Source organism: Streptomyces sp. NPDC024017, assembly GCF_040638895.1.
Lineage (GTDB): Bacteria > Actinomycetota > Actinomycetes > Streptomycetales > Streptomycetaceae > Streptomyces.
Window position 1 is genome coordinate 82,375 of the sequence record NZ_JBEZYZ010000010.1, and the last position, 26,244, is coordinate 108,618.

The following is a 26,244-nucleotide window of genomic DNA, read 5'->3' on the forward strand; positions in this document are numbered from 1 at the left end:
CGGGGAAGCGCCGGGCCCGCCGGCACTCCCGCCAGCCTAGAGCTGCGACTCTGCCCGCATGCCGCGATGCGAACAACTCCCCCCAGCCGTGGACACTCCGGTCGACGCAGTCATCTCCCGTATGCGCGCCCTCGACGCGGCGCTGCATCCGCGGGACGGGGTCGCAGTCTTCAACCGCGTCTACCTCGCGGTGACGGAGGCGGTGGACCGGTACGTCGACACCGGGCGGTTCGTGGACGCCCACGCCGCGATCACGCTGGACGTGCGGTTCGCGCAGCGGTACCTGGCGGCCGTCGAGGCGGTGGCGGACGAGCGGCGTCCGCCCGCCTGCTGGCGGCCGCTGTTCCAGTTCCGCCGCCATCCCGGGGTACGGCCGTTGCAGTTCGCGCTGGCGGGCATCAACGCGCACATCGGGCACGATCTCGCGCTGGCCGTCGTGGACACCTGCCGTACGCTCGGCTGCGCTCCCGTCGATCTGGAGGACGAGTTCGACATGGTGGGCGATCTCCTCCTCTCGCTGGAGGAGCGCATCCGCGAAGAGCTGATGCCGGGCCCCGACCTGTTCCGGATCGCCGACCCGCTGGCCCACCTGCTCGGCTCCTGGAGCCTGGACCGCGCCCGGGACGCCGCGTGGACGGCGGCCCGGGCCCTGTGGGCACTGCGTGAACTCCCCGATGTCGCGGGTGAGTTCACCGACCGCCTGGACACGGCGGTGGGCTTCGCGGGGCGCATGCTGCTCACACCCCTGACCGAGCCGGGGGTGTGGCAGAGCGACAGGCCCTAGTCCTCCGGCAGCTCGACGGGCGCGATCTCGTCGTAGACGTCGCCGGGGCCCGGGTTGGTCGGGTCGGTCGTGCCGCCGAGGTGGTGCATGACGCCCCAGACCGCGTTGAGGGCGGTCTGGATGGCGCCCTCGGCCCAGCCGGCCGTCCAGGAGATGTCGTCGCCGGCGAGGAAGATGCCCCGCTTGTCCTCGGGCAGCCGGTCCTGCATGAAGTGCGTGAACAGGCGCCGCTGGTAGCGGTAGTGGCCGGGCAGGTTGGCCTTGAACGCGCCCATGAAGTAGGGCTCGTTCTCCCAGGAGACCGTCACCGGGTTGCCGATGATGTGCTTGCGGATGTCGACCTTGGGATAGATCTCGCCGAGCGACTTCAGCATGACCTCCATCCGCTCGTTCGCGGACAGCGGCAGCCACTTCAGGCTGTCGTCGCACCAGGTGTAGGAGAGGCAGATGACGGCGGGCTTGCCCGGACCGTCGTCGAGCAGGTAAGTGCCGCGCGTCATACGGTCGGTGAGCGTCATCGACATGACGTCCCGGCCGGTCTCCTCGTCCTTGTCCAGCCAGAAGGGCCGGTCGACAGGAACGAACAGCTTGGAGCTCTCCATGTAGTGGGTGCGCTCGATCGCCGTCCAGTGGTCGATCGGGAAGAGCGAGTCGTCGCAGGCGATCTTCGACAGCAGCATCCAGGACTGGGCGGTGAAGATCGCCGCCTGGAAGGTGCGGATGTCGCCGTCCGCGTCGGTCACCGTGATGCGGTTGCCGGCAGTGCGGTGCAGTCGGGTCACGGCCGGGCGGGGCTCGCCGCCCTCGTGCAGGCTCGCGAGCGAGGTGCCCTGGGCCCAGTGGACGATCTTCTGCGGCTCGCGCTCCCACAGGCGCAGCGGCAGCTGCTGGGAGCCGCCGACGATGCCGCGGTGGTGGTCGTCGGCCTCGGTGTAGACGACGCGCAGGATCTCCAGGATGGAGTTGGGGAAGTCGGTGTCCCAGCCGCCCGTGCCGAAGCCGACCTGCCCGAAGATCTCGCGGTGCCGGAAGGACTTGAACGCCTCGGAGTCGCAGAGGAAGCCGTAGAAGGTCTGGTTGTCGAGCTTCTCGACGAGCCGGGACCAGATCTCGCGGATGCGCGGCACGTCCCGCTCGCGCAGGGCGCGGTTCATGTCGGAGAAGTCGGCGCCCTCCTCCAGGCAGCGGTTCCACGCCTCGGCGACGTCCCGGTAGACCTGGGGCAGGTCGCCGACCGTCTCGGCGTAGTGCGACTCGCCCTTGAGGTCGACGACGGTCGACGGGGTGGCCTCGGCGAGGGGGTTGGGGAACGGCCGCGTCTCAAGGCCGACGAGGTCGATGTAGTGCTGCAGGGCCGTGGAGGACGGCGGGAAGCGCATCGCGCCCATCTCGGCGGTGAGGGACTCGTCGCACCCGTCGAAGCCCACCGTCCGCAGCCGGCCGCCGATCTGGTCGGCCTCGTACACGACCGGCTTGAGGCCCATCTTCATCAGCTCGTAGGCGGCGACGATGCCGGACAGGCCGCCGCCGATGACCGCGACCTCCGTGCCGTGCCCGGTCGCGGGTATCTGCCCGAGGCCCGCCGGGTGGGCGAGGAAGTCGTCGTACGCGTACGGGAAGTCCGGGCCGAACATGGTGATCGGCGGCTGCTGCGCGTCAGCGTGCTCGACGGCGTTGGGCACGGTGGACGTCATGGGGTACGGACTCCTTGCACGGGTACGAACGGGGCGGTTCAGGTTCAGGGGGTTCAGACGAGCGGGCCGTACAGGCCGGGCCGCCGGTCCCGCAGATACGGGTTGTTCTCGCGCGACGCGGCGAGGAAGGCCGGGTCGACGTCCGCGAGCACGAGTTCCTCGCCGCGTCCGGCCCGGGTCCGGGCGACCCCGTCGGGTCCGGCGAGCGTGGACAGCCCGACGAACTCGAACTCGCCCTCCCGGCCGACCCGGTTGACGTACGCGACGTACATCTGGTTCTCGAAGGCGCGCACCGGGATCATCGACTCGGCGACGAACTGGAACGGGTGCATCTGCGCGGTCGGGACGACGAGCAGGTCGGTGCCGGCCAGGGCGTGGGCGCGGACGTTCTCCGGGAACTCCACGTCGTAGCAGATCAGGATGCCGACCCGGAGGCCGTCGATCTCGGCCTGGACGACGGGCAGGTCGCCCGGTGTGAAGTGGTCGCGCTCGAAGCAGCCGAAGAGGTGCGTCTTGCGGTGGTTGGCGAGCCGGGTGCCGTCGGCGGAGATCAGCTGGGCTGAGTTGAACACGGCGTCGCCGGCCCGCTCGGGGTAGCCGTAGGCGATCGCCAGGCCGTGGCGCGTCGCGATCTCGGCGACGGCGTCCGCGCAGTCACCGTCGGCGGGCTCGGCGAGCCGGCCGATGTCGTCGCCGATCGCGTACCCGGTGAGGAACAGCTCGGACGTGACCAGCAGCCCGGCGCCCGCGGCGGCGGCCCGGCCCGCGGCCTCGTCGAGGACCTTCAGGTTCTCGACGGTGGAGCCGGGCCGGCCGGAGCTCTGGAGCAGGGCGGTGCGCATGCGTGTTCCTCACCGGACGGAAGGGTGGTTGGAGGGGCCACATAGACGGTACGGGCGGCTGACCAGGGCGGACAAGAAGGAGCCGTTGCGCGCCGGTGAACGGTTCGTTGCGTGCGCGCGGGGCAGCGCGGCGATTCGTTGCGCGCCTCGGGTCGGACCCCGGCTCCTCCTCGGAGCGCAGCTTCCGTGCGGTCTCCCCCGCCGCCCGGCGGAGACGGGGTCCCGCCCTGGGCGCGATGTTCTCTGCCCTCCGCGCCGGGAGAGTAAGGGCTGTCCACTCGACCTGCGGAAAGGAACGAAATGAAGCGCCGTACGAAGATCGTCGTGCTCGGCTCCGCCCTGCTGCTCACGGCCGGGGCGGCCTCGGCCGCGACCGCGTCGGACGCACCTCGGCCGCGTGAGGCCGCCGCGCTCACCGGCGAAGCCAAGCTGTACCGCTCGGCCGGGGACGACATCACGTTCTCGTTCGACGCGCATCTGGCGGCGGAGGACACCTCCGACCCGACGAAGGCCACCGGCACCTTCGAGTTCAGCCACTACCTGAACGGCGAGGGCGCCCGGGCGAAGGCGAAGGTCGACTGCCTGCTGACCGGCGGCAAGGTGGCCGTCGTGTCCGGCGTGATCACCGACTCCGACCTGCCGGGCGCCGAGGGCAAGCGGGTCGGCGTCACCGTCCACGATGCCGGCCGGCACGACCGCCTCGGCTACAGCTGGGCGTCCACGGGCAGCCCCGTCGACACCAAGGAGCTGCCCAAGTGCGTGAGTTCCGCCCCCTTCGAGAAGGTCGAGAAGGGGACGGGCGACTTCACCGTCGTGCCCTGGCAGCCCGACCTCTAGCCAGCGCGAGCGCCGTCACCAGATAGGGGATCGCCAGCACCGCGAAGACGGTGCCGTGGGCCATGTCCGTGCCGAGCAGCGCGTACACGCCGAACGCGGCGACCGTGGCCAGCTCGGTGCCCAGGCCCGCCACGGAGGTGAGCGTGGCCCGGCGGGACTCGTCGATGCGGTGCTGGAGACGGACGTCGGCGAGCACTTCGGCCAGCTGGAACCCCGCGAAGGCGAGGCTCACGAGGCCGACGCCGGGCAGGGAACGGGCCATGGCGCCCGCGGCCAGGGCGAGGGCGGAGCCGGCGAGCAGCAGCGCGAGCCCGGTCGTGCCGAGGCGTTCGGCCGGTCCGGTCAGGAGGCTGCCGGCGGTGACGCCCGCCCAGATCAGCATGATCAGGTAGGGCACCGTCGCCTCGGCGACGCCGATGTCCCGGACCAGCAGCGGGGTGTACTCGTCGAGCGCGCCCCACACCGCGGCCACGGCGGGGACCAGTAGCAGGGCGCCGCGCACCGACCGGTTTCCGCGGACCTCGGCGAGTCCGGCCCGCAGGGTCGACGTCCAGCTGTCGTCGGCGCTCTCCGTCCGCACCCGGTGCTCCGGGAACCGGGTCGCGACGAGGGCGGTCAGCACACAGGCCAGGAAGCTCGCGGCACCGACCGCCGTGTAGCCGCCCTGGGCGAAGACGGGCCCCGCGAGGCCGGTGGCGGCCACGGTGCCCAGCAGGCGCGCGGCGCGGGCCCGGCCCATGACCCGCGCGTAACGGTCGGCGGCACCGAGCCGGTCCAGCTCGTCGTAGACCAGTGCTTCCAGCGCGCCGGAGCCGAGGGCCCCGCCCGCACCCCACAGGACGAAGCCGGCCGCGAAGGCCCCGTACGACGGGACCGCCACCCACAGCGCGAAGCCGGCGGCGGTCAGCAGCGGGCCGATCCACAGCAGCCTCCGACGCGACATGGCGTCGGCCCAGGCGCCGGAGGGCACTTCCAGCACCACCGACGTGATCGACCACAGGGCGAACAGGGAGGAGATCTGCCAGAGCGACATGCCGGTGTCGGCGAACAGCAGCGCGTACACCGGGTAGAGCAGGACGAAGTCGTCGAGGAACGCGTAGCCGTACAGCGTGCCCGTCAGCCGGCGGACAGCGGTCGCGGGCACGCGCGGAGGTGAGAGTGTCATGGGGCCTTCCCGAAAGGACTGTTCGGACGCCGGGGGTACGGCGGCCGAGGCGGTCCTCGGGAGGCACGGCTGGTGGATCAATGTCGCCAGGTCATGACACCCAGGTTAGGTGTGTCGCCCGGATCGGGCCACGGACTTACGTGGGTGAACCCGACGAGAAGCGCCGCAGCAGCGGCGAGAGGACGAGCACGGACTTGGTCCGCTCGACGAACGGCTCGCCGGCGATCCGCTCCAGGACCCGTTCGAAGTGGCGCATGTCGGAGGCGAAGACCTGGGCGATCGCGTCCGCGTCCCCGGTGACGGTGGACGCGGCCACGACCTCCTGGTAGCGCTCCAGGCCCCGCTGAATGGTCTCCGGGGAGGTGTTGCCCCGGCAGTAGATCTCGACGAACCCCTCGGTCTCCCAGCCGAGGGCGCCCGGGTCCACCCGTACGGTGAAGCCGGTGATGGCTCCGGTGGCCCGCAGCCGGTCTACGCGCCGTTTCACGGCGGGCGCGGACAGGCCGACGATCTGGCCGATGTCGGCGTAGGAGCGGCGGGCGTCCTCGGCGAGGGCGTGCACGATGCGTTCGTCGAGATCGTTCAGCACAGTGGGTTGATCACTTTTCGGATGGCGCGAGTCGGGATCGGCGGTAGCCGTACCCGAAGTAGAACACGAGACCGGCGGCCATCCAGACACCGAAGACCACCCAGGTCACGGTCGACAGACTGCCCATCATCCAGATGCAGAAGGCGAAGCCCAGCGCCGGCAGGACCGGGGAGAGCGGCACCCGGAAGGTGCGGGGCAGGTCGGGCTTGGTCCGGCGCAGCACCACGACGGCCACGTTGACGAGGGCGAAGGCGAACAGGGTGCCGATGCTGGTGGCGTCGGCGAGCTGCCCGAGCGGGATCGCGGCGGCCAGGACACCGCAGAACAGGGACACGATCAGGGTGTTGGCGCGGGGGGTGCCGGTCTTCGGGTGGACCTTGGCGAACACCTTCGGCACCAGACCGTCGCGGGACATGGCGAACAGGATGCGGGTCTGGCCGTACAGCACGGTCAGCACCACGCTCGCGATGGCGATGACGGCGCAGAACGCCAGCAGCGTGCCCCAGAAGGTCTGTCCGGTGACCTCGCGCATGATCTGAGCGAGGGCGGCCTCGGAGTCGGTGAAGTTCTTCCAGGGCTTCGCGCCGACCGCGACGGCCGCGACGAGGACGTACAGCGCGGTGATGATGACCAGCGACAGCATGATCGCGCGCGGCAGGTCGCGCTGGGCGTTCTTCGCCTCCTCACCGGCGGTGGAGGCGGCGTCGAAGCCGATGTAGGAGAAGAACAGCGTGGCGCCGGCCGCGCTGACACCGGCCATCCCGAGCGGCATGAAGTTCTCGTAGTTGCCGGAGCGGAAGCCCTGGACGCCGATGGCGCAGAACAGCACCAGTGCGGCGATCTTCACGATGACCATGACGGTGTTGGCACGGGCGGACTCACGGGCGCCGCCCAGCAGGAACGCCATCGCGAGCAGTACGACGATCAGCGCCGGCAGGTTGAACACGCCGCCGTCGCCGGGCGGGGCGGACAGGGCGGCCGGGATGGTGACGCCGATGGTCCCGTCGAGCAGTTCGTTGAGGTACTCGCCCCAGCCGACCGCGACGGCCGCGACCGACACGCCGTACTCCAGGACCAGGCACCAGCCGCATATCCAGGCGATCAGCTCGCCCATCGTTGCGTACGCATACGAGTACGAGGAGCCGGAGACCGGGATGGTGCCGGCCAGTTCGGCGTAGGACAGGGCCGAGAACAGGGCGGTGAGGCCGGCGATGACGAAGGAGAGCGTGACGGCCGGGCCGGCCTTGGGGACGGCCTCGCCGAGGACGACGAAGATGCCGGTGCCGAGGGTGGCACCGATGCTGATCATGGTGAGCTGCCACAGCCCGAGGGTGCGGCGCAGCGACCCTCCCTCGCCCTGGCCACCCTCATCGACCAGGCGTTCCACGGGCTTGCGGCGCATGAGGCGCGCGCCGATGCCGGGGGGCGCGGGGGCGGCTGTCTGGCCTGGGTTCTGCGGGGGTGCGCCTTGGTCGAGCACGCGCTGGCTCCTTTTCGCTGCCGGTCAGGGCGGCAGGGACCGCGGGCGCCCTTGAGCAGGGACCCACCGAGCGGAGTCCCCGCCACGCCACGTACGAGGCGACAGCCTACGAGCAACGGCGTTGCTGTCGAAATGCAGCAACCTTGCGCGTACCTGCAAGATCATTGCGTTCCGCGGGACTGGGCGGGTGTTCGTTGCGGGGCGGCTGTCGACCGTTGCACAGGGGCCGTCACAGGGCCTTCACGAGGAACACGCAGGGGTCGGCCCGCTCCTGCCGTATCCCGTCGGGGTCCAGGTGGGCCCAGCGGTCGAGGTACGCCACGGTGGGCAGGTATCCGAGCCGGGCGTAGAGCGCCGCCGCGCGGGGGTTGCCGTCCCCGACGCCGAGGCCCATGACCTCGATCCCGCGCTCGCGCGCCAGCCGCTCGGCGGTGTGCACCAGGGCGGTGCCGATGCCGTGGGAGCGGAGCGGGGCGGGCCAGACGAGGAGACCGTTGATCTCCGGGCAGCCGGGCTGCGCGGCCCGCACCTCGGGCGCCTCGCACCCGGTCCAGCGGACCTCCGCGTGGCCCACCGGCCTGCCCTCCAGCCACGGGATCAGATACGTGCTCTCCTCTGCCCGCTGCCGCGCGAAGCGGGCCGCATGGCTGCCGTCGGCGCTGTGCGACGGCATGTGGCGCTCCAGCTCCTCGACGTCCTCGGCCCTGCACTCGGCGATCTCCATGCGCCGACGGTAGGCCCGCGCACGCGAAACGGCCCCCGATTTTCCCGCTGGGCGGGTCGACGGGGGCCGTACGACGGGGTGTCGGGGCCGTCAGCTCCAGCTGGCGTGCAGGGGCTTGCCCTCCGCGTAGCCCGCGGCGCTCTGGATGCCGACGATCGCCTTCTCGGCGAACTCCTCCAGGGAACCCGCACCGGCGTAGGTACAGGAGGAGCGGACGCCCGCGATGATCGAGTCGATCAGGTCCTCGACGCCCGGGCGGGCCGGGTCGAGGAACATGCGGGAGGTGGAGATGCCCTCCTCGAACAGCGCCTTGCGGGCGCGGTCGTACGCCGACTCCTCCGAGGTGCGGTTGCGCACGGCACGGGCGGACGCCATGCCGAAGGACTCCTTGTACGGGCGGCCCTGGGCGTCGTGCTGGAGGTCGCCCGGGGACTCGTAGGTGCCCGCGAACCAGGAGCCGACCATCACGTTGGACGCACCGGCCGCGAGGGCCATGGCCACGTCGCGCGGGTGGCGGACACCGCCGTCGGCCCAGACGTGCTTGCCGTACTTCTTCGCCTCGGCGGCGCACTCCAGGACGGCGGAGAACTGCGGCCGGCCGACGCCGGTCATCATGCGCGTGGTGCACATGGCGCCGGGGCCGACACCGACCTTGACGATGTCCGCGCCGGCCTCGATCAGGTCGCGCACACCCGCGGCGGCGACCACGTTGCCCGCGACGATCGGCACCTGCGGGTCGAGGTCGCGCACCAGCTTCAGGGCGCTGATCATCGACTCCTGGTGACCGTGCGCCGTGTCGATGACGAGCGCGTCGACGCCCGCGTCCAGCAGCTCCTGGGCCTTGCCCGCGACGTCGCCGTTGATGCCGACCGCGGCGGCGATGCGCAGCCGCCCCTGCGCGTCGGTGGCCGGCTGGTAGAGCGTGGCGCGCAGGGCGCCCTTGCGGGTCAGGATGCCGGCGAGCGTGCCGTCCTGGTTGACCGCGGGGGCGTAGCGGCGGTTGGCGTGGTCGAGGGTGTTGAAGGCCTCGCCCGGGTCCTGGTCCGCGTCGATGAGCAGCAGGTCCCGGGACATGACCTCGGCGAGCTGCGTGAAGCGGTCGACGCCGGAGAGGTCGGAATCGGTGACCACGCCGATGGGCTTGTGGTTCTCGTCGACGACGACACCGGCGTTGTGCGCCCGCTTGGGCAGCAGCCCCAGCGCGTCAGCGACGGTCTGGTGCGGGGACAGGATGATCGGGGTGTCCAGCACCAGATGGCGGCTCTTCACCCAGGAGACGACCTCGGTGACCACCTCGATCGGGATGTCCTGGGGTATCACCACGAGGCCGCCGCGGCGGGCCACAGTCTCGGCCATGCGGCGGCCGGCGATGGCGGTCATGTTGGCGACGACGAGCGGGATGGTGGTGCCCGTGCCGTCCGGGGAGCTGAGGTCGACGGCCTGCCGCGAGCCCACCGAAGAGCGGCTCGGCACCATGAAGACGTCGTCGTACGTCAGGTCGTACCCGGGCTGGATGTCATTGAGGAAACGCACGTGCTGCACATCCCAGTCGATCAGAGGTGACCCCCGAACCGGTCGGCCAGGGGGAAAGAGCACGTACTTCATTCTCCCACGCCGGATGCCCCAACCATCCCCAGCGGATCATCCAGGCTGGTCAGGGGGCCTCTCGGAGGATTCTCCAAGGCCGAGTGTCACGAACAGCCCCGGGCCCCGGTCCGTGGCCTCGGCGAAGATCTCCTCGGCGACCTGCCACTCGTCGGGCCGCGTCTCGGCGTACGCGCGCCAGCCCTGGACGACGACCAGCAGCCCCCGCTCCCCGGCCCCGTCGGGCCAGAGGGCGGGGTCGGACAGGCAGTCGGCGAGAGCGTCCCAGTTCCGGCCGAACCAGTCGGGCAGGGCCAGGACACGGGCGCAGCGGTCCATGAGGCCCGCCTTGTCCGTGACCCCGTCCAGGTCCAGGACGACCACGATCCGGCCCGCCGGATCGTCGGTCACCCCGCGCGACTCCCTGACCATGTGTCAGACCCCGTCCGGGTCGGACCTGTTGAGCGCGGACTTCGGCGCCGGGCCGGCCGTCATCAGGTAGTCCGCGGCGGACGTGTCCGTCACCAGGCTGGTGACGAGCCCGGACCGCAGCACCGCGTCGATCGCGGGCCCCTTGCGCTGCCCGCCGGCGATCGCCACGACCTCGGGGATCCGGCGGAGCTGGTGGGCCTTCACCGTGATGCACCGCTCGCCCAGGTCCCGGCCGACCCGGCGGCCCTCGGCGTCGAAGAGGTGCGCGGACATCTCGGCGGCGACACCGAGGGAGGCGTAGTGCGCGCGCTCCTCGTCACTGAGCATGTCGTGCACCGTGGAGATGCCCGGCTCCCAGGAGCCGATGGAGACACAGGCGACGGTGACCTTGTCGAAGTGCTCGAAGGCCCGGGCGATCCCCGTCTGGTTGCGCAGCGCCGTGGCCGTGGCCGCGTCGGGCAGCAGCATCGGGGCGTAGATGGGATGGGCGTCGCCGCCGGACACCTGGGCGGCGCGGCGTACGGCCTCGACCGAGCCGCGCTCGGCGGTCCCGGCGTCGTACACGCCCGTCAGCTGCACGACCGTGCACGGGGGCAGCCGGTCGAGCGCCGCCGCCATGTGGATGGTGGAGCGGCCCCAGGCCAGGCCCAGCACATCACCTTCGTTGACCAGTTCGCCGAGCAGGTCGGCGGCCACCTCTCCCAGGTTCTCGGGGTCGGGTGACTCCTCGGCCTCGGCCGGGGACTCGACCACGACAGCGTGCCTGAGGCCGTAGCGGGCGCGGAGCGCGTCCGAGCGCTCGGCGTCCAGCTCCGCAGGCACACGGATCTCGATACGTACGAGATCCCGTTCGAGGGCGGTCTCCAGGACCCGGGCCACCTTGAAGCGGCTGACGCCGAACTCCTCCGCGATCTGGATCTTGGACTTGCCCTCGAGGTAGAAGCGGCGGGCCATGGCCGCCGCCTGCACCAGCTCAGCGGGTCCCATCCGCATGGCTGACCGGCCCGCCGACATACCCGACACGGCGATCTCCTCACTGCTGTTCACACTCTGGATTCGCCGTTCATCCTTGCAGATCCGGCGCGGTTGATCAGCCCTGATGAGAGCCGTTCACTTTGCTGTGGCTCAGTGGTCGCAGGCCCAGGAGGCCTTCGCCGTCGCCGCCTCCGCCTGCGTGCGTAGTGCACGTACCGCCTCGGCCGGGTCGTTTGCCCCGTAGACCGCCGATCCGGCCACGAAGACGTCGGCTCCGGCGTCCGCGCACCGCTCGATGGTGGAAGCGGAAACTCCGCCGTCGACCTGGAGCCAGAGCTCCAGTCCGTGCTTGCTGATCAACTCGCGGGTGCGGCGAATCTTCGGAAGCATGATGTCGAGAAAGGCCTGTCCCCCGAAGCCCGGTTCGACCGTCATGATCAGCAGCATGTCGAGCTCGGGGAGCAGGTCCTCGTACGGCTCGATGGGGGTCGCGGGCTTCAGCGCCATGGAGGCGCGGGCGCCCTTGGCGCGGATCTCCCGGGCGAGCCGGACCGGAGCGGCGGCGGCCTCGACATGGAAGGTGACGGAACCGGCCCCCGCTTCCACGTACTGGGGCGCCCACCGATCGGGGGCCTCGATCATCAGATGACAGTCCAGCGGGGTGTCCGTCGCACGGGCGAGCGACTCCACGACCGGCACACCGAGCGTGAGGTTCGGGACGAAATGGTTGTCCATGACGTCGACGTGGAGCCAGTCGGCTCCTTCCACGGCCTTCGCCTCGTCCGCGAGGCGGGCGAAATCTGCGGACAAGATGCTGGGGTTGATCTGCGCGGCCATGCCCTAAGACTGCCATGCCCTCCGAGGCTTGTGGGCATCGGTCCCGGTTGGCCAGGGTGGTTCGTCGGCTGCGGACCGTTTGTGGCTGGTCGCGCAGTTCCCCGCGCCCCTCACGGGGCGCTTTCGCGGAGGGGGTTGCCGTGAGACACGGTGTCGCACACCTCGTCTGCGGGCGGCGGGCCAAGTGGCTGGTCCTGGGCCTGTGGGTGGTCGTGCTCTTCGTGGCGGCCCCCCTCGCCATGAAGCTGACCGACGCGCAGGACAACGACGCGGCGTCCTGGCTTCCGGGGTCCGCGGAGTCGACGCAGGTGCTGCAGATCTCCGAGGACTTCCGGCCGGAGCAGATCCCGGCGGTGGTGGTCTACGCGCGGGAGAGCGGCCTGACGGCGCAGGACCGGGCGGAGATCACCGAGGACGTGCGGCAGCTGAAGCAGCTGCGCGACCACGGCATCATCGGTGAGCAGACGCGGGGGCCGGTGTTCGACCGGCCGACCGATCCGCGGGCGGCACAGGTCTTCGTACCGATCCTGATGGACGAGGAGGGCTGGGAGCGGATCTCACCCGCGGTGGACTCCATCAGGGACGACGTCGGCACGGGCGGCGACGGGCTGGCCGTGCACATCACGGGCCCGGGCGGCACCTCCGCGGACTTCTCGGAGGCCTTCGAGGGCATCGACTCGACCCTGCTGTTCTCGGCGATGGCCGTCGTCATCGTCATGCTGCTCATCACGTACCGCAGCCTGACGCTGTTGCTGGTCCCCCTGGTCGCGGTCGTCTGCGCGCTGTTCGCCGCCCAGGCGCTGATCTACCTGCTGGCCGAGCACGGGGGCCTGACGGTCAACGGCCAGAGCGCCGGCATCCTCACGGTGCTGGTCTTCGGGGCGGGGACGGACTACGCCCTGCTGCTGGTGGCCCGCTACCGGGAGGAACTGCGCCGGCACGAGGACCGGCACGAGGCGATGGCCCTGGCGCTGCACCGGGCCGGCCCGGCCGTGATCGCCTCCGGCGCGACGGTCGTGCTGAGCATGCTGGTGCTGCTGGCCGCGGAGATGAACTCCACGAGCGGCCTGGGCCCGGTGGCCGCGATCGGCGTGGCCGTCGCCCTGGTGGCGATGATGAGCCTGTTCCCGGCCCTGCTGGTGATCTTCGGCCGCTGGATCTTCTGGCCGGTGGTCCCGCACTACGGCACGCCCGACCCGACCGAGCGCGGCATCTGGGCCCGCACGGGCCGTCGTATCTCGCACCGGCCGCGGATGGTCTGGGCCGCGACGGCGCTCGCGCTGGCGGTCTGCTCACTGGGCCTGATCCAGCTGCGCGCGGAAGGCATCGGCAACGCGGACGCGTTCACCGGGAAACCGGATTCGATCACCGGCCAGGAGGTGTCGGCGCGCTACTTCCCGGCGGGCAGCGGCGACCCCCTGGTCATCGTCAGCAACCAGGCGCAGGCCGTGCAGGTGGGCCGCGCGGTCGCCGGGACGCAGGGCGTGGTCCCCCAGTCCCTCGGCCTGCCGCCCGGCACCAAACCGGCCTTCGAGGGCAAGGTCCTCTTCGAGGCCACCATGACCGCCCCGGCGGACAGCGAGGCCGCCAAACAGACCGTCGAGCGGGTGCGGGACGCCGTGCACGCGGTGCCGGACGCCGATGCCAAGGTCGGCGGCGGTACGGCGGCCCTGCTGGACATGGACAAGGCGACCACGCACGACAACATGCTGATCATCCCGCTGGTGCTGGTGGTCGTCCTGCTGATCCTGTGCGCCCTGCTGCGCGCCCTGATCGCCCCGCTGCTGCTGGTCGCGACGGTGATCCTGTCGTTCGCCGCGGCGCTCGGCATCAGCGCGCTCGCGTTCCGGTACGTCTTCGACTACGCGGGGGAGTCGACCGACTTCCCGCTGTTCGTCTTCGTGTTCCTGGTCGCCCTGGGCATCGACTACAACATCTTCCTGACCACCCGCATCCGCGAGGAGGCGACCCGCCAGGGCACCAGAGCGGGCGTGGTCACGGGCCTCGCCGCCACCGGAGCGGTCATCACCTCCGCCGGCCTGGTCCTGGCCGGGACCTTCGCCGCCCTCGGCACCCTCCCGATGGTCGCCTTCGCCGAGATCGGCTTCACGGTCGCCCTCGGCGTCCTCATCGACACGTTCATCGTGCGCTCGGTCCTCGTGACGTCGCTGTTCCTCGACGTGGGGCCCAAGGTGTGGTGGCCGCACCGGCTGGCGAGGGAGGACGGCGGTGCGGCTCGGGAGAGTGTCGGGGCGGGGGTCAGCCGGTCCGGCGAATGAGCGCCAGGTACATCGCGTCGGTCCCGTGCAGATGCGGCCACAGCTGCACGTCGGGCCCCTCGCCCAGGTCCGGTACGCCGGGCAGCAGCGGACGGGCGTCCACGAGCTCCGTGTCCGGGTGCTGCTTGAGCGCGTCGGCGACGACGGCCCGGGTCTCGGCGAGGTGGGGCGAGCAGGTCGCGTAGCCCACGACACCGCCGACCCGCACCGATTCCAGGGCGGTCCGCAGCAGCCCGCGCTGCAGCGGCGCGAAGCCCTCCAGGTCCTCCGGCCGGCGCCGCCAGCGCGCCTCGGGGCGGCGGCGCAGGGCACCGAGGCCGGTGCACGGCACGTCGACCAGCACCCGGTCGAAGCTGCCGGGCCGCCACGCCGGGCGCGTCCCGTCCGCGGCGATCACCTGATACGGCCCGGGATTCCCGGCCAGCGCCTTCGCGACGAGGCCGGCGCGATGGGTCTGCTTCTCGGAGGCGACCAGCAGGGCGCCCCGCCCGGCGGCCAGCGCGCCGAGCAGCGCCGCCTTGCCGCCGGGCCCCGCGCACCCGTCCAGCCACCGCCGGTCGGGGCCGTCCAGGGGCGCGTTGGCGAGGGCGATCGCCACGAGCTGGCTGCCCTCGTCCTGCACGCCCGCACGCCCGTCCCGCACGGCCGCGATGGCGCCCGGCTCCCCGCCCTCGGTCAGCCGGACGGCATAGGGCGACCAGCGCCCCTGTACCGCGGCGTCCTCGTCGAGTAGTTCCTCCGCGGTGGCCCGCCCGGGCCGTGCCACGAGGGTCACCTCGGGCCGCTCGTTGTCGGCGCGCAGCAGTTCCTCGACGCCGTCGCGCCCGCCGCCCAGGGAGTCCCACAGCGCGGAGACGACCCACCGGGGATGGGAGTGCACGACGGCGAGATGGTCCTCGGGATCGTCGTCGTAGGGCGGCGCGACCCGCTCCAGCCAGCCGTCCAGATCGTCCTGCGCGACCTTGCGCAGCACGGCGTTGACGAACTTGGCCCGCCCGTCGCCGAGCACGACCCGCGCGAGTTCGACGGTGGCGGACACGGCCGCGTGCGTCGGGATCCGCGTGCCGAGCAGCTGGTGCGCGCCGAGGCTCAGCACGTCCAGCACGGGCGGGTCGACCTCGCCGAGCGGCCGGTCCACGCAGGACGACAGGATCGCGTCGTACGTCCCCTGCCGCCGCAGCGTTCCGTACACCAGCTCGGTGGCGAGCGCCGCGTCCCGGGCGTCGAACGTCTCGGATCCCTCCTTCTCCCGCGCCTTGCGCAACAGGGGCGGCAGAACGAGGTTGGCGTAGGCGTCCCGCTCGTCCACGGCCCTCAGGGCCTCGAAGGCGAGGATGCGGACGGGGTCCTTCTTGGGCCGGCGGTAGGGCTTGCCTGACGTGCGGGCCCGACGGGGCTGTTCGCTCACGAAAAAGGTGCTCCGGGTATGAGATGAAGTGCGCCGCCCAGCCTACGCCGCCGGGAGCAGGGGGGAACCGGCAGCGGGGCATCGAGCCGCGTGGTCAGCCCCGCCCGGCGTCAGCCTCCGAGCCGCTCGCCCTCGCCGATCCGCACCCCGCGCGCCCAGTCCGCCGCCCGCATCGGCTTCTTGCCCTGGGCCTGCACCCACAGCAGCTCGACACCGTACGAGCCGGTGCCGACGTACACGTTGTTCTTCCCGGCGGCGATCTGCCCCGGGGCGAGGTCCGTCCGGGCGGGCACGGGGGTGACCTGGATGAGCTTGAGCCGCTCACCGCGGAACGTGGTCCAGGCGCCGGGAGCCGGGGTGCAGCCCCGCACCATCCGGTCGACACGCAGCGCGGGCGCGCTCCAGTCCAGGTGCGCGTCCTCGACGTTGACCTTCGGGGCCAGGCTGATCCCGTCGGCCGGCTGCGGTACGGCCTTCAGGGTGCCGTCCTCGATCCCGTCCATGGTCGCCGCGAGCAGCCCGGAACCGGCGAAGGCCAGCCGCGTCAGCAGGTCCCCGCTGGTGTCGGTGGCCCGGATCTCCTCGGTCACCGTCCCGTAGACGGGTCCGGAGTCGAGCCCTTCCTCGATCAGGAAGGTCGACGCCCCGGTGATCTCGTCGCCGGCCATGATGGCGTGCTGCACGGGCGCCGCACCGCGCCAGGCAGGCAGCAGGGAGAAGTGCAGATTGACCCAGCCGTGCGCGGGGATGTCGAGGGCCACACGGGGCAGCAGCGCCCCGTAGGCGACGACGGGGCAGCAGTCCGGCCCGATCTCCCGCAACCGCTCCAGGAACTCGGGGTCCTTCGGCTTCGCCGGCTTCAGCACCTCGATCCCGGCCTCCTCCGCCCGCTCGGCGACGGGCGACGCGACGAGCCTGCGCCCCCGCCCGGCCGGCGCGTCGGGCCGCGTGACGACAGCGGCCACCTCGTGCCGCCCGGAGGCGAGAAGAGCGTCCAGAGCGGGAACGGCGACCTCGGGTGTACCGGCGAAGACGAGCTTCATGGGGTGGTGGGGGCCTCTCGGGCTGGGGTGGAAGACGAGCAGCACACAAGTCTAGAAGCCCCGGGCAGGAAAGCCGCCGACGGCGCCCAGCCCCCACGGGGGAGCTCAGCCTCTCGGCCAACAGCTTCGGGCGGTGCGCGGGTGGGAGACTCACGCAACAGGCCGAAGGCCGAGGCGCACACCCCGCGCAAACAGGCGCACGCATATGCCCCCACGCCCCCACACCGTGACCCGCGGAGCGGATCCGCGTTGGTCAAGACAGAGTTGACCACAACGGGCCGCGATCGCGGCCCATTCCTTTCAACGCCGGTTCGAGAGGCTTGTTCATGGCCGACCACGCAACCCACGACGCCCAGGCTCGGGCCAGCCTGCACTTGCTGGTGCGGGACATCGAGCGGGTCCGCCGGCAGGTGGACGCACTGCGCACACTCACCGCCCAGCTGGGCAACGTCTACCGCCCGCGCCGCTCCGGCCCCTCCACGGGCTTCGTCGTCTACGGACGCGCCCCCGCCCCGACCGTACGTCTCGCCCAGGAGCTGCGGGACAGTGTCGAGACCCTGGTCACGGCGGCCGTGGACTTCGACCGCTCACTCGGCTTCTCGTGGGACGCGGTGGGCTCCGCACTCGGAGTCACCAAGCAAGCGGTCCACCGCCGTTACGGCGCGCGCCGGGCCACGGCCCAAGCGGCCACGCCCGAGCCGGAGCGCACGCCGGAGCCGACGGTCGGCCGCCCGGTGACCACCGGCCTGCCGACGGTTCCGACGGTCCCCGCGGCCCGCTCCATGCCCACGCAGCCGACGGCCGGCAGCCCCGCACTCCGCGACGAGGCACGGCCCACGGCCTTCCCCGGCCCGCGCAACGGCTGACGCACCCTCTGCTCTGCCCTCTCGGAACCACTCCGGGAGGGCAGCCGCGTGTCCGGGCGATGCCCCACCCTCCAGCCGCACCCGCTGCGGCCGGCCGCGGCTCACCCGATGTCGGGCGGATCGACCCGCACCCACACACCGACGCCGCTGCCACTCCCCCGAGCCATCCGGGCAGCCTGCGCGGCCTTGAGTGCGGCGGCCAGCGCGGCTCCCCTCCCCGGCGGCACCCGCAGCAGCGCCCGCTCCCAGTGCTCCCCGGGCGGCGGCGCCCCCGCCCGCCGAGGCCGCCCGGCGGCGGGGACGGGCAACGGCACCGGCCCCAGCACCTCGGCCTCGGGCGGCAGTTCGGCCGCCCGGAGGAAGTCCGCCACCGCCTCCGGCGGGCCCGACACGGCCGCCATCCGCGACACCGGCGGGAATCCCAGCTCGGCCCGCTCGGCGAGTTCCCGCACCGCGTGACCGACCGGATCCCACCGGACGAGCGCCTGCACGGGCCGCAGCGTCGGCTCGGCGACGACCACCACCGTGCCGCCGGACGACTGCGGCCGGACGAGGGACGCGGCCGCGATCCACCGCCGCAACGCGTCCTCCCCGGCCCGCAGATCGGGCCGCCCGAGCATGGCCCACCCGTCCAGCAGCAGCGCCGCCGCGTATCCGCCCTCGGCGACGGGCTCGGCTCCGGGCGTGCTCACGACCAGCGCGGGCGCCCCCGGCACCGTGTCCAGCACGTGTTCCCGCCCAGAAGTGCGTACCGGTACGGCGGGGAAGGCCCGGCCGAGTTCCTCGGCGGTCCGCCGCGCCCCCACGACCGAGGCGCGCAGGCGGAAGGATCCGCAGTCAGGGCAGTGCCAGGCGCTCTCCTCGCGCCCGCACCACCCGCAGTTCAGGGCACCGCCGTCCGGCGCCTCCAGCGGCCCGGAGCAGTGCCGGCACCGCGCGGGCGCCCGGCAGTTGGCACACGCCATGCGCGGCACGTATCCCCTGCGGGGTACCTGCACCAGCACCGGGCCCTGCCGCAGGCCGTCCCTGACGGCCTGCCAGGCGAGGCTCGGCAGCCGGGCGGCCCGGGCGGCCTCGTCCCGGGCGAGATCCTGGTCCCCGACGGTCCGTACGAGCGGAGCGGCTGCCCGCACCTGGTCCCGGCCTGCGACGAGCGGCCGCGCCCAGCCGCTTTCGACGAGCTGCGCGGCCTCCACGGTGCAGCCCCAGCTCCCCAGCAGGAAGCCGCACTTGTCCTGGGCTGCCCGCAGCAGGAGCACCTCGCGGGCATGGGGCTGCGGGGCGTGCTGCTCGCTGTGGCTGTCGTCCCCGTCGTCCCAGAGGGCGACCAGGCCGAGGTCCTGGACCGGTGCGAACATCGCGGCCCTGGTGCCGATCACGGCCCGTACGGAGCCGCGCCGCACCGCGAGCCACTGCGCGTAGCGCTTCTCCGGGCCGGCGTCGGCGGTGAGCACCGCGTGCCGGCCCTTTCCCAGCAGGGAGGTCAGGGCGGCGTCGACCCGCGCGACCGCCCGCCCGTCGGGCAGGACCGCGAGGGCCCCGCGCCCGGAGGCCAGCGTCGCGGCGACGGCCCGGGCCAGCTCCTCGCTCCACTGCGGCCCCGGCAGCGCGTTCCACACGGCCCGGGGCGCTCCGCCGGCGGCCAGCGACTCCAGGAAGGCCGCTCCCCGCTCGAACCGCTGCCAGGATCCCGGCTCGGGCGCCGGGGGCGGTGGCAGCGGGTCGGGTGAGGGTCGCTGCTCGGCTCGTGCGTTACGCGGCGGTACGGCGAGTTGCAGGACGTCGGCGAGGCTGCCCGCGTACCGGTCGGCGACCGCCCGGGCCAGGCCCAGCAGTTCCTCGCTCAGCACCTGCTCGGGCGACACGACCTGGGCCAGGGCGGCCAGCGGTCCGGAGTAGTCGGACTCGGGCAGCCGCTCGACGAGGAATCCGTCGATCAGCCCGCCGCCCTCGCGCCGCCCCTCCCGCACGCGGTGCCGCCCGGCCCCGAACCGCACCCGCACCCGCACGCCCGGCTGGGCGTCCGCGTCCAGCTCCTCGGGCACGGCGTAGTCGAAGTACCGGTCGAGATGGAGCACGCCCTTGTCGACGAGGACGCGCGCGACGGGGAGCTCCTTGGCGAGCGCCGCTCCCCGCCAGGTGCGCGGCTTGGCCCGGGGCGTCTTGGCCTTGCGCACACTGTCCCGGATGAGCGCGAGCTGCTCGGGCGGCGCACCCTCCGCCCCGCCGCCCGCCTCTTCGTTCTCGCTGCTCACGCTTGCATTCTTACCAAACGCCACTGACAACCGACGGCGCCCGGGAGGACTCCGGGGACACGGCGAGGCCCGACTCCCCGAGGGAGCCGGGCCTCACGCGGTTGCCCTGGGGGCGGGACTTACTGCCCCGCGGCCTTGCGCAGCGCGTCCACGCGGTCCGTCCGCTCCCACGTGAACTCGGGAAGCTCGCGTCCGAAGTGGCCGTACGCCGCGGTCTGGGCGTAGATCGGGCGGAGCAGGTCGAGGTCGCGGATGATGGCGGCCGGGCGGAGGTCGAAGACCTCGTCGATCGCCTTCTCGATCTTCTCCGTGTCGATCTTGGCGGTGCCGAAGGTCTCGACGAACAGACCCACCGGCTCGGCCTTGCCGATCGCGTACGCGACCTGGACCTCGCAGCGGGTGGCCAGGCCCGCGGCGACCACGTTCTTCGCGACCCAGCGCATCGCGTACGCCGCGGAGCGGTCGACCTTGGACGGGTCCTTGCCGGAGAAGGCACCGCCGCCGTGACGGGCCATGCCGCCGTAGGTGTCGATGATGATCTTGCGGCCGGTCAGGCCGGCGTCGCCCATCGGGCCGCCGATCTCGAAGCGGCCGGTGGGGTTGACCAGGAGACGGTAGTTCTCCGTGTCGAGCTTGATGCCCTCGTCCAGGAGCGCCTTCAGCTCCGGCTCGACCACGAACTCCTTGATGTCCGGAGCCAGGAGCGAGTCCAGGTCGATGTCGGAGGCGTGCTGGGAGGAGACGACGACGGTGTCCAGGCGGACCGCCTTGTCGCCGTCGTACTCGATGGTGACCTGCGTCTTGCCGTCCGGGCGCAGGTAGGGGATCGTGCCGTTCTTGCGCACGTCGGACAGGCGCTTCGACAGGCGGTGGGCCAGGAAGATCGGCAGCGGCATGAGCGTCGGCGTCTCGTCCGTCGCGTAGCCGAACATCAGGCCCTGGTCGCCGGCGCCCTGCTTGTCGAGCTCGTCGTCGTCGCCCTCGACACGGGTCTCGTACGCCGTGTCCACGCCCTGGGCGATGTCCGGGGACTGCGCGCCGATCGACACCGACACGCCGCAGGAGGCGCCGTCGAAGCCCTTCTTGCTGGAGTCGTAGCCGATTTCGAGGATCTTGTTCCGGACCAGCGTCGCGATGTCCGCGTACGTCTTGGTCGTGACCTCGCCGGCCACGTGCACCAGGCCGGTCGTGATCAGGGTCTCGACGGCGACCCGGGAGGACGGGTCCTCGCGCAGGAGCGCGTCGAGAATGGTGTCGCTGATCTGGTCAGCGATCTTGTCGGGGTGACCCTCGGTCACGGACTCCGAGGTGAAAAGGCGACGGGACACAACGCTCCCTGAGGTTGCAGCGGCTGCTGGCTGATCATTGGCGGACGGCGGGGGCTGCACCCGGCGCCGTCCGTGGAACAGTTTACGGGTCACGCTTCGGCCACGGCCCCCCTGTCTCGCCACTCGGGAGTGCTGTGACCTGCGGCACGGGCATTCTGCCCAATGCCGAGCGACGTTGGCCAGAGCCGCCACGCCCCGATCCACCCGCTTTCAAGCGGATATACGGAGACAGAGACCTCAGCGCAGGCGCTCGGCGACCAGATCCCAGACGGTTTCGGCCAGCGCCTCCTTGGGGCCGTGGGCCACCGCGGTCTCGCTGCCGTCGGCGCCGAGCACGACCGCCTCGTTCTCCTCGGAACCGAAGGTCTTGCGCTCCCCCACCTCGTTCACGACCAGCAGATCGCAGCCCTTGCGCTTGAGCTTGGCGCGGCCGTTGGCGAGGACGTCGTCCGTCTCCGCGGCGAAGCCGACGACCACCTGTCCGGCGCGGGCCCGGTCGGCGGAGATCTCCGCGAGGATGTCCGGATTCCGCACCAGAGTGATGGGCTCCGGTTCCTGGCCGTCCTTCTTCTTGATCTTCCCCGCCGCGTACGCCGCCGGGCGGAAGTCCGCCACCGCGGCCGCCATCACCACGGCGTCGGCGTCAGGGGCGGCCCGCAGCACCGCCTCGCGCAGCTGCACGGCGGTGCCGACCGGGACGATGTCGACGCCCGCCGGGGCCGGCAGGGTGCTGTTGGCCGCGATCAGCGTGACCCGGGCGCCGCGGGCGGCGGCGGTGCGGGCGAGGGCGTAGCCCTGCTTGCCGGAGGAGCGGTTGCCGAGGAAGCGGACGGGGTCCAGGGGCTCGCGGGTGCCGCCGGCGCTGACGACGACATGCCGGCCCTTGAGGTCGGGCTCGGTGACGCCCCGGGCCAGCACGCGGCGGCAGACCTCGAAGATCTCGCCCGGGTCGGGGAGCCGGCCCTTGCCGGTGTCGACGCCGGTGAGGCGGCCCACGGCCGGCTCGATGACGAGGGCACCGCGGCGGCGCAGCGTCGCCACGTTCTCCTGGGTGGCCGGGTGCTCCCACATCTCCGTGTGCATGGCGGGGGCGAAGACGACCGGGCAGCGGGCGGTGAGCAGCGTGTTGGTGAGGAGGTCGTCGGCGAGGCCGTGGGCCGCCTTGGCGAGCAGGTCGGCGGTGGCGGGGGCGACGACGACCAGGTCGGCGTGCTGCCCGATGCGGACGTGCGGGACCTCGTGCACGTCGTCCCACACCTCAGTGGAGACCGGGTTGCCGGAGAGCGCGGACCAGGTGGCGGCGCCGACGAAGTGCAGCGCGGAGGCGGTGGGCACCACGCGCACCTCGTGCCCCGACTCCGTCAGCCGCCGCAGCAGCTCACAGGCCTTGTACGCGGCGATGCCCCCGCTGACCCCCAGAACGACCTTCGGCTTGTCCACGTCTCTCCCCGGACCTCGGCAACCGGCACACCGTACGACTCCATGACACACCACAGGCCCGGCAGTCGGCCTGCCGGGCCTGTGGATAAGTCAGCGTCAAGCTGTAAATCCTACTTACTGCGCCGGGCCCTCGACGGCCTCGGACGTCAGGAGCCCCGCGTTGATCTCGCGGAGGGAGATCGAGAGCGGCTTCTCGTGGACGTGGGTGTCGACGAGCGGACCGACGTACTCGAGGAGACCCTCGCCGAGCTGCGAGTAGTACGCGTTGATCTGGCGGGCACGCTTGGCCGCGTAGATCACGAGGCTGTACTTCGAGTCGGTGGCCTCGAGGAGCTCGTCGATCGGCGGGTTGATGATGCCCTCGGGCGCGGAGATGGAAGAGGACACGCTCTACCTTCCGATGGATGGGAAAGAATTTGTCGGGGTGATCAGCCGACCGGAACGATCAGCGATGGTCACACGACGTCCATCAAGGCTAGCAGCTCGCGTGCTACGTCCTCGACGGAGGTGTTGACCAGGGTGGTGTCGAACTCCGGCTCGGCCGCGAGTTCGATCTTCGCCGCCTCGAGCCGGCGCTCGATCACCTCGGGCGGTTCGGTACCCCGCCCGGTGAGTCGGCGCACGAGCTCCTCCCAGGAGGGAGGAGCCAGGAACACCAGCTGGGCCTCGGGCATCGACTCCCGGACCAGGCGAGCGCCCTGCAGGTCGATCTCGAGGAGTACGGGTTCGCCGTTCTCCAAGCGCTCCTGCACGGCCGCACGCGGCGTGCCGTAGCGGTTGCCGGCGAACTCGGCCCACTCCAGCAGTTCCCCGTTGGCGATCAGCTTGTCCATCTCGTCGTCGGAGACGAAGAAGTAGTGGACTCCGTGCTTCTCGCCGGGCCGGGGCCCCCGGGTCGTCGCCGACACGGAGAGCCAGACCTCGGGGTGTTCCTTGCGCATATGGGCGACGACCGTGCTCTTGCCGACCCCGGAGGGGCCGGAGAGCACGGTCAGCCGCGGACGTACGTCCGGGGGTACGGGGGACGTCCCCCGGGGTGTTGCAGCCATGCAGCGATTATCCAGCAATCCTGGAGTGCCCGGGACTCGCTTCCCCGGACTACCCGGTTCAGGAGCCGGTGCTGCCGAACTCGCGCTCCAGGGAGGCGATCTGGTTGGAACCGAGGCCACGCACGCGGCGGCTCTCGGAGATACCGAGTCGCTCCATGATCTGCTTGGCGCGGACCTTGCCCACGCCCGGCAGCGACTCGAGGAGGGCGGAGACCTTCATCTTGCCGATGACGTCGTTCTCCTGGCCCTGCTTGATGACCTCGTGAAGGGAGGCGCCGGAGTGCTTGAGTCGATTCTTGACCTCGGCCCGCTCCCGGCGAGCCGCGGCGGCCTTTTCGAGCGCGGCTGCGCGCTGTTCAGGGGTAAGGGGCGGAAGAGCCACGCCTACGTCACCTCGGATGTCGAACTGTCGGATACGGACCGGTGAGGAACCTAGTCGCCCCACACCTGGGGAGCCACGAGCAACACGCTCGCCCGTTGACTCTCGTCGGAGACTAGCGGGCAAGTCCGCCAGAGTCAGCGAGAACAGCGGAAAAGTCCTGGTCAGCCTTCATCTGAACGGACATTTAGGACATACTGCCCTGGATTTGAGGATGTATTCAGACTCAAGCGGACCCCGGACCACTCATCGGAGGTCTCACGAGAAGGTCTGGACCGCCTCACGAGGACGTCACGGCGTGACGGATCTCCTCCGCGAAGCGCTCCGCGGCGTCACGCAGAGCGACCGCGTCGGGACCGTGGCGTAGCACTCCCCGGCTGACGTTCGGCACGACGTTGCGCACCGCCGCCCCGAAGACCCCGGGAAGATCGGCCGGCGTGGCGCCCTGGGCGCCGATGCCGGGCGCGAGGAGCGGGCCGTTGATGTCCAGCTCGTACGTCGACAGATCACCGAGGGTGGCGCCGACGACCGCGCCGAAGGATCCCAGGGGCTCCTCCCCCGCGTTCTCGGCGGACAGGTGCGCGAGCATGGTCGCTGCCACGTTCCGGCCGTCGGACCGTACGGCGTGCTGGACCTCGCCGCCCTCCGGGTTGGACGTGAGCGCCAGCACGAACAGTCCCGCGCCGTTCTCCCGGGCCAGCGCCACGGCCGGGCTGAGCGATCCGTAGCCGAGGTACGGCGAGACCGTCAGGGCGTCGGAGAAGAGCGGCGCGTCCTTGTGCAGGAAGGACTCGGCGTAGGCGGCCATGGTGGAGCCGATGTCGCCGCGCTTGGCGTCCATGACGACCAGCGCACCGGCCGCCCGGGCCTCGGCGACCGACTTCTCCAGGACGGCGACGCCGCGCGAGCCGAAGCGCTCGAAGAACGCGCTCTGCGGCTTGAGCACGGCCACCCGGTCGGCCACCGCCTCGACGACCGTGCGGCTGAACCGCTCCAGGCCCGCCACGTCGTCGTTCAGGCCCCACTCGGCGAGCAGGGAGGCGTGCGGGTCGATGCCGACGCACAGCGGGCCGCGCTCGTCCATGGCCCGGCGCAGGCGCGCGCCGAAGGGTTCGAGACCACTCATGCCGTCTTCCTCACGTCGGCGCCCACCGCGTCGGCGAGCGTGGCGTACGGGCTCGTGGCCAGGCGTGCGGCGAGCCCCTTGTGGAGGCCGCGAGCGTAGAACGGCCCCTCGTAGATGAAGGCGCTGTAGCCCTGGACCAGCGTGGCACCGGCCAGGATGCGCTGCCAGGCGTCCTCGGCGTTCTCGATGCCGCCGACGCCCACCAGGGTGATCCGGTCGCCCACGCGCGCGTAGAGGCGGCGCAGGACCTCCAGGGAGCGCTCCTTCAGGGGCGCCCCGGACAGGCCGCCGGTCTCCTTGACCAGGGAGGGGTCGGACTTCAGGCCGAGTCCGTCGCGCGCGATGGTGGTGTTCGTTGCGATGATCCCGTCCAGGCCCAGCTCCGCGGCGAGGTCGGCGACGGCGTCGACGTCCTCGTCGGCGAGGTCCGGCGCGATCTTGACCAGGAGCGGGACCCGCCGCGCGGACACCGTACGGTCGGCGGCCTCGCGGACGGCGCTCAGCAGGGGGCGGAGCGCCTCCGTCGCCTGCAGGTTGCGCAGCCCCGGCGTGTTCGGGGAGGAGACGTTGACGACCAGGTAGTCGGCGTAGGGCGCCAGCCGCTCGGCGGACTTCACGTAGTCCGCGACGGCCTCCTCCTCCGGTACGACCTTGGTCTTGCCGATGTTCACCCCGACGACCGGCTTGAAGACCGGCGTGCGGGAGGCCAGGCGGGCGGCGACGCGGAGGGAGCCGTCGTTGTTGAAGCCCATGCGGTTGATCAGCGCCCGGTCCTTGACCAGGCGGAACAGCCGCTGCTTGGGGTTGCCGGGCTGCGGTTCGCCGGTCACCGTGCCGATCTCGACGTGGTCGAAGCCGAGCATGGCCATGCCGTCGATGCCGACGGCGTTCTTGTCGAAGCCCGCGGCGAGCCCGAAGGGGCTGTGCATGCGCAGTCCGAGGGCCTCGGTGCGCAGCTCCTTGTGGCGGGGCGCGAGGGCGGCCGCGAGGAACGTGCGCAGCACGGGCACGCGGGCGGCCAGGCGGATCCAGCGGAAGGCCAGGTGGTGGGCCTGCTCCGGGTCCAGCCGCTTGAAGACGAGACGGAAGAAGATCTTGTACATGGTGTCCTCACGAAGACATGGCGTC

Annotated in this window: 24 protein-coding genes; 4 read left to right on the forward strand and 20 right to left on the reverse strand. The window is 71.8% G+C overall.

What is annotated here, in order from left to right; translation table 11 throughout:
• The first annotated feature begins 58 nt into the window (after positions 1-58).
• Positions 59-784 carry a DUF5995 family protein gene (locus tag AB0G20_RS26445; protein WP_361306643.1) on the forward strand — a complete coding sequence of 242 codons (726 nt, stop codon included), beginning with the start codon at positions 59-61 and terminating at the stop codon, positions 782-784.
• Here AB0G20_RS26445 and AB0G20_RS26450 read toward each other — a convergent pair.
• Complete coding sequence (locus tag AB0G20_RS26450) at positions 781-2,478, reverse strand: NAD(P)/FAD-dependent oxidoreductase (RefSeq protein WP_361306644.1); 1,698 nt, start codon at positions 2,476-2,478, stop codon at positions 781-783. The genes AB0G20_RS26445 and AB0G20_RS26450 overlap by 4 nt on opposite strands.
• 53 nt (positions 2,479-2,531) lie before the next feature.
• The gene (locus AB0G20_RS26455) at positions 2,532-3,320 is read right to left on the reverse strand and encodes a carbon-nitrogen hydrolase family protein (protein WP_361306645.1); all 789 of its coding nucleotides are present in this window, start codon (positions 3,318-3,320) and stop codon (positions 2,532-2,534) included.
• Between the two features lie 300 nt (positions 3,321-3,620).
• Between AB0G20_RS26455 and AB0G20_RS26460 the strand changes: the two genes are divergently transcribed.
• On the forward strand, positions 3,621-4,157 hold the full coding sequence (locus AB0G20_RS26460; protein WP_361306646.1) for a Repetin: 537 nt from the start codon (positions 3,621-3,623) through the stop codon (positions 4,155-4,157).
• Here AB0G20_RS26460 and AB0G20_RS26465 read toward each other — a convergent pair.
• The 8 genes from AB0G20_RS26465 to rpe all read right to left on the reverse strand — a co-directional run bounded on the left by AB0G20_RS26465 (position 4,126) and on the right by rpe (position 11,943).
• On the reverse strand, positions 4,126-5,322 hold the full coding sequence (locus AB0G20_RS26465; RefSeq protein ID WP_361306647.1) for an MFS transporter: 1,197 nt from the start codon (positions 5,320-5,322) through the stop codon (positions 4,126-4,128). The two genes, AB0G20_RS26460 and AB0G20_RS26465, sit on opposite strands and share 32 nt — an antisense overlap.
• A 136-nt stretch (positions 5,323-5,458) precedes the next feature.
• On the reverse strand, positions 5,459-5,911 hold the full coding sequence (locus tag AB0G20_RS26470) for an Lrp/AsnC family transcriptional regulator (protein WP_003988931.1): 453 nt from the start codon (positions 5,909-5,911) through the stop codon (positions 5,459-5,461).
• A gap of 10 nt (positions 5,912-5,921) precedes the next feature.
• Positions 5,922-7,391, reverse strand: coding sequence for an amino acid permease (locus AB0G20_RS26475; protein WP_361306648.1), 1,470 nt, complete (start codon positions 7,389-7,391; stop codon positions 5,922-5,924).
• A gap of 229 nt (positions 7,392-7,620) precedes the next feature.
• The gene (locus AB0G20_RS26480; RefSeq protein ID WP_361306649.1) at positions 7,621-8,115 is read right to left on the reverse strand and encodes a GNAT family N-acetyltransferase; all 495 of its coding nucleotides are present in this window, start codon (positions 8,113-8,115) and stop codon (positions 7,621-7,623) included.
• A 90-nt stretch (positions 8,116-8,205) separates the two neighbouring features.
• A complete protein-coding gene (locus AB0G20_RS26485; RefSeq protein ID WP_361306650.1) occupies positions 8,206-9,648 on the reverse strand; it encodes a GuaB1 family IMP dehydrogenase-related protein in 1,443 nt (480 codons plus the stop codon).
• 108 nt (positions 9,649-9,756) lie between these two features.
• Positions 9,757-10,110, reverse strand: a complete 354-nt coding sequence (locus AB0G20_RS26490) for a barstar family protein (protein WP_361306651.1) — start codon at positions 10,108-10,110, stop codon at positions 9,757-9,759.
• 24 nt (positions 10,111-10,134) lie between these two features.
• Complete coding sequence (locus AB0G20_RS26495; RefSeq protein WP_361306652.1) at positions 10,135-11,178, reverse strand: sugar-binding domain-containing protein; 1,044 nt, start codon at positions 11,176-11,178, stop codon at positions 10,135-10,137.
• A gap of 78 nt (positions 11,179-11,256) precedes the next feature.
• Complete coding sequence (rpe, locus tag AB0G20_RS26500) at positions 11,257-11,943, reverse strand: ribulose-phosphate 3-epimerase (protein ID WP_031138926.1); 687 nt, start codon at positions 11,941-11,943, stop codon at positions 11,257-11,259.
• Positions 11,944-12,083: 140 nt separating this feature from the next.
• Here rpe and AB0G20_RS26505 point away from each other — a divergent pair, with 140 nt between their 5' ends.
• Complete coding sequence (locus AB0G20_RS26505) at positions 12,084-14,222, forward strand: MMPL family transporter (RefSeq protein WP_361306653.1); 2,139 nt, start codon at positions 12,084-12,086, stop codon at positions 14,220-14,222.
• Here AB0G20_RS26505 and AB0G20_RS26510 read toward each other — a convergent pair.
• Positions 14,203-15,630, reverse strand: coding sequence for a transcription antitermination factor NusB (locus tag AB0G20_RS26510; RefSeq protein ID WP_361306654.1), 1,428 nt, complete (start codon positions 15,628-15,630; stop codon positions 14,203-14,205). The two genes, AB0G20_RS26505 and AB0G20_RS26510, sit on opposite strands and share 20 nt — an antisense overlap.
• Positions 15,631-15,740: 110 nt before the next feature.
• Positions 15,741-16,673 (reverse strand): methionyl-tRNA formyltransferase, encoded by a 933-nt coding sequence (gene fmt / locus AB0G20_RS26515; RefSeq protein ID WP_361306872.1) that lies wholly within the window; start codon positions 16,671-16,673, stop codon positions 15,741-15,743.
• 326 nt (positions 16,674-16,999) lie between these two features.
• On the opposite strand from fmt, the gene AB0G20_RS26520 reads away from it, so the two are divergent.
• Positions 17,000-17,539, forward strand: coding sequence for a hypothetical protein (locus AB0G20_RS26520; RefSeq protein WP_361306655.1), 540 nt, complete (start codon positions 17,000-17,002; stop codon positions 17,537-17,539).
• A gap of 101 nt (positions 17,540-17,640) precedes the next feature.
• Here AB0G20_RS26520 and AB0G20_RS26525 read toward each other — a convergent pair whose 3' ends face one another.
• From AB0G20_RS26525 to AB0G20_RS26560, 8 genes are all read right to left on the reverse strand, one after another.
• On the reverse strand, positions 17,641-19,794 hold the full coding sequence (locus AB0G20_RS26525; protein ID WP_361306656.1) for a primosomal protein N': 2,154 nt from the start codon (positions 19,792-19,794) through the stop codon (positions 17,641-17,643).
• Between the two features lie 119 nt (positions 19,795-19,913).
• The gene (gene metK, locus AB0G20_RS26530) at positions 19,914-21,122 is read right to left on the reverse strand and encodes a methionine adenosyltransferase (protein WP_248508244.1); all 1,209 of its coding nucleotides are present in this window, start codon (positions 21,120-21,122) and stop codon (positions 19,914-19,916) included.
• A gap of 237 nt (positions 21,123-21,359) precedes the next feature.
• Positions 21,360-22,562: a bifunctional phosphopantothenoylcysteine decarboxylase/phosphopantothenate--cysteine ligase CoaBC gene (coaBC, locus tag AB0G20_RS26535; RefSeq protein WP_361306657.1), complete on the reverse strand. Its 1,203-nt coding sequence runs from the start codon at positions 22,560-22,562 to the stop codon at positions 21,360-21,362.
• Between the two features lie 114 nt (positions 22,563-22,676).
• Positions 22,677-22,949, reverse strand: coding sequence for a DNA-directed RNA polymerase subunit omega (gene rpoZ, locus AB0G20_RS26540; protein WP_030247008.1), 273 nt, complete (start codon positions 22,947-22,949; stop codon positions 22,677-22,679).
• Between the two features lie 68 nt (positions 22,950-23,017).
• Positions 23,018-23,611: a guanylate kinase gene (gene gmk, locus AB0G20_RS26545; protein WP_361306658.1), complete on the reverse strand. Its 594-nt coding sequence runs from the start codon at positions 23,609-23,611 to the stop codon at positions 23,018-23,020.
• A gap of 58 nt (positions 23,612-23,669) precedes the next feature.
• On the reverse strand, positions 23,670-23,993 hold the full coding sequence (locus AB0G20_RS26550; RefSeq protein ID WP_003977346.1) for an integration host factor: 324 nt from the start codon (positions 23,991-23,993) through the stop codon (positions 23,670-23,672).
• A gap of 277 nt (positions 23,994-24,270) precedes the next feature.
• Complete coding sequence (pyrF, locus tag AB0G20_RS26555; RefSeq protein WP_361306659.1) at positions 24,271-25,116, reverse strand: orotidine-5'-phosphate decarboxylase; 846 nt, start codon at positions 25,114-25,116, stop codon at positions 24,271-24,273.
• Entirely contained in the window at positions 25,113-26,219 is a 1,107-nt protein-coding gene (locus tag AB0G20_RS26560) for a quinone-dependent dihydroorotate dehydrogenase (RefSeq protein ID WP_361306660.1), read from the reverse strand. The genes pyrF and AB0G20_RS26560 overlap by 4 nt, the downstream gene beginning before the upstream one ends.
• Positions 26,220-26,244: the final 25 nt, after the last annotated feature.